The 1360-nt window shown below is 62.1% G+C and carries 4 protein-coding genes; all 4 read right to left on the bottom strand.

Annotated features, from left to right (window positions below; all coding sequences use genetic code 11):
- Positions 1-102: 102 nt before the first annotated feature.
- The 4 genes from MJD61_13765 to MJD61_13750 all read right to left on the bottom strand — a co-directional run bounded on the left by MJD61_13765 (position 103) and on the right by MJD61_13750 (position 1219).
- Positions 103-306, bottom strand: coding sequence for a UPF0175 family protein (locus MJD61_13765; protein ID MCG8556338.1), 204 nt, complete (start codon positions 304-306; stop codon positions 103-105).
- Positions 307-388: 82 nt separating this feature from the next.
- Positions 389-649 (bottom strand): DUF2442 domain-containing protein, encoded by a 261-nt coding sequence (locus tag MJD61_13760; GenBank protein ID MCG8556337.1) that lies wholly within the window; start codon positions 647-649, stop codon positions 389-391.
- Complete coding sequence (locus MJD61_13755) at positions 630-866, bottom strand: DUF4160 domain-containing protein (protein MCG8556336.1); 237 nt, start codon at positions 864-866, stop codon at positions 630-632. The genes MJD61_13760 and MJD61_13755 overlap by 20 nt, the downstream gene beginning before the upstream one ends.
- 47 nt (positions 867-913) lie before the next feature.
- Positions 914-1219 carry a hypothetical protein gene (locus MJD61_13750; GenBank protein MCG8556335.1) on the bottom strand — a complete coding sequence of 102 codons (306 nt, stop codon included), beginning with the start codon at positions 1217-1219 and terminating at the stop codon, positions 914-916.
- Between the last annotated feature and the right edge of the window lie 141 nt (positions 1220-1360).

Genomic DNA, 1360 nt, shown 5'->3' with positions numbered 1-1360 from the left:
CGTTGCGCACGACAGGGGATCAAACCCCTGGCCTCTACGCAACCCCCCAAGGAGACGTCATTCCCCATCCCGGGAACCTCAGGCATCACATCGACGCGGTCGTCACTCCAGCTTGAAGACATCGACCTTGCGAGCTGCCAACTCCAGGATGAAGTCCCGACGGTTGAGCCCAGCAATCGTTGCGGCCTTCTCCATCGAGATGTCTTGCCTAGTGTACCAGTGGATCGCCGCTGCCAACCGCATCTCCCGTCCGAACTCCTCGGGAGACCGGCGTAGGGCGGAAAAGGCCTCTACGGGCAGCTCCAGGGTATAACCTTGACGGTGGGTTTCGAGGGCCGCGCATTCCCGTGGCGACTGTCGCCGTGAGTCACGAGCGTCCGTTGCAGGTTCAGCCCGCGCGAGCGACCGGCTGTGTTTGGGTCAGTAGAGCTTGCACGGAGAGGTCCTCGTCGAGTGCTTCCCAGTGAATCCCTATGCCTCGGCCTACGAGCCGGTACTGCGCTAGCTGCTCGGGTGATGCGTCCCGCAACGCCGGAAACCACTCGAGCGGCACCGAGAGTGAGCGCCCATCCTGCAGATGCACGATGAGCGAGTCGTTGCTGAACTCCACGGTGCGGGCTCTAGGTTGATTAGCTTGCGAAGTACTCATGCCATCGTCTCAGGAACTCGGTTGCGTGCTCTTCTGTCAGCTCGCGCGCGCGTCGAAGCTCGCGTCGGGTCAAGCCATCAGCCATGCTGAGTTCCACAGGTTCCAGCCAGAATTTAGCATAGCCATCGCCGCGTTCGAGGTGTACGTGGGCGGGTTCCGTGCCCTCGTTGCTGAAGAAGAAGAAGCGAAAGCCTTCGATTCTCAATAGCGTGGGCACAGGATCCCCTGGAAGGTAGGTCGGGCAGCGTAGCAGGCGCCAGCCGGCTAGGCCCGGTCGACCCTGGTCTGGCGGTCCTGGTGAGTTTCGCTTGCGAGAATCAGCTCCGCCAGCTGCACAGCCTTCGCGCCGCTGACCGCGGGGTCGCTCTGCAAGATGGCGCCCGCGGCCCGCACCAAGGGCCCGCCAAGCACCCCAAGGGCCAACTGGAAGCTCCTGGGCTCGAACAGGTCGAGTTGCAGCGGTCCCTTTCTCTGGCATCGGACACGACGGCGCAGGCACAGCAGGCGGTAGCGACGATTCCAGCTCTTGGGCTTCCACTTGAGCGCGAAAAACGACCACTCACGGTCCATGTGTTTTGCCTCAGCCGGAACGTGACTCCTCTTGACGCTCCCGAGTGGAGCAGCGAGGAGTCAGCATGCCTAAGAGGAAGAAGCAGTCACGTCGTAACTATACAGCAGAGCAGAAGGCGATAATCCTGCGGCGTCACTTGG

Source organism: Pseudomonadota bacterium, from assembly GCA_022361155.1.
Taxonomy (GTDB): Bacteria; Myxococcota_A; Polyangia; order Polyangiales; family JAKSBK01; genus JAKSBK01.
This window is presented reverse-complemented; position numbering and strand designations above follow the sequence as displayed.

What these genes read in the sequence shown, in the direction of transcription:
- MJD61_13760 (MCG8556337.1), bottom strand. Translation starts at nt 649, where the DNA reads ATGAGTACTTCGCAAGCTAATCAACCTAGAGCCCGCACCGTGGAGTTC.
- MJD61_13750 (MCG8556335.1), bottom strand. Translation starts at nt 1,219, where the DNA reads ATGGACCGTGAGTGGTCGTTTTTCGCGCTCAAGTGGAAGCCCAAGAGC.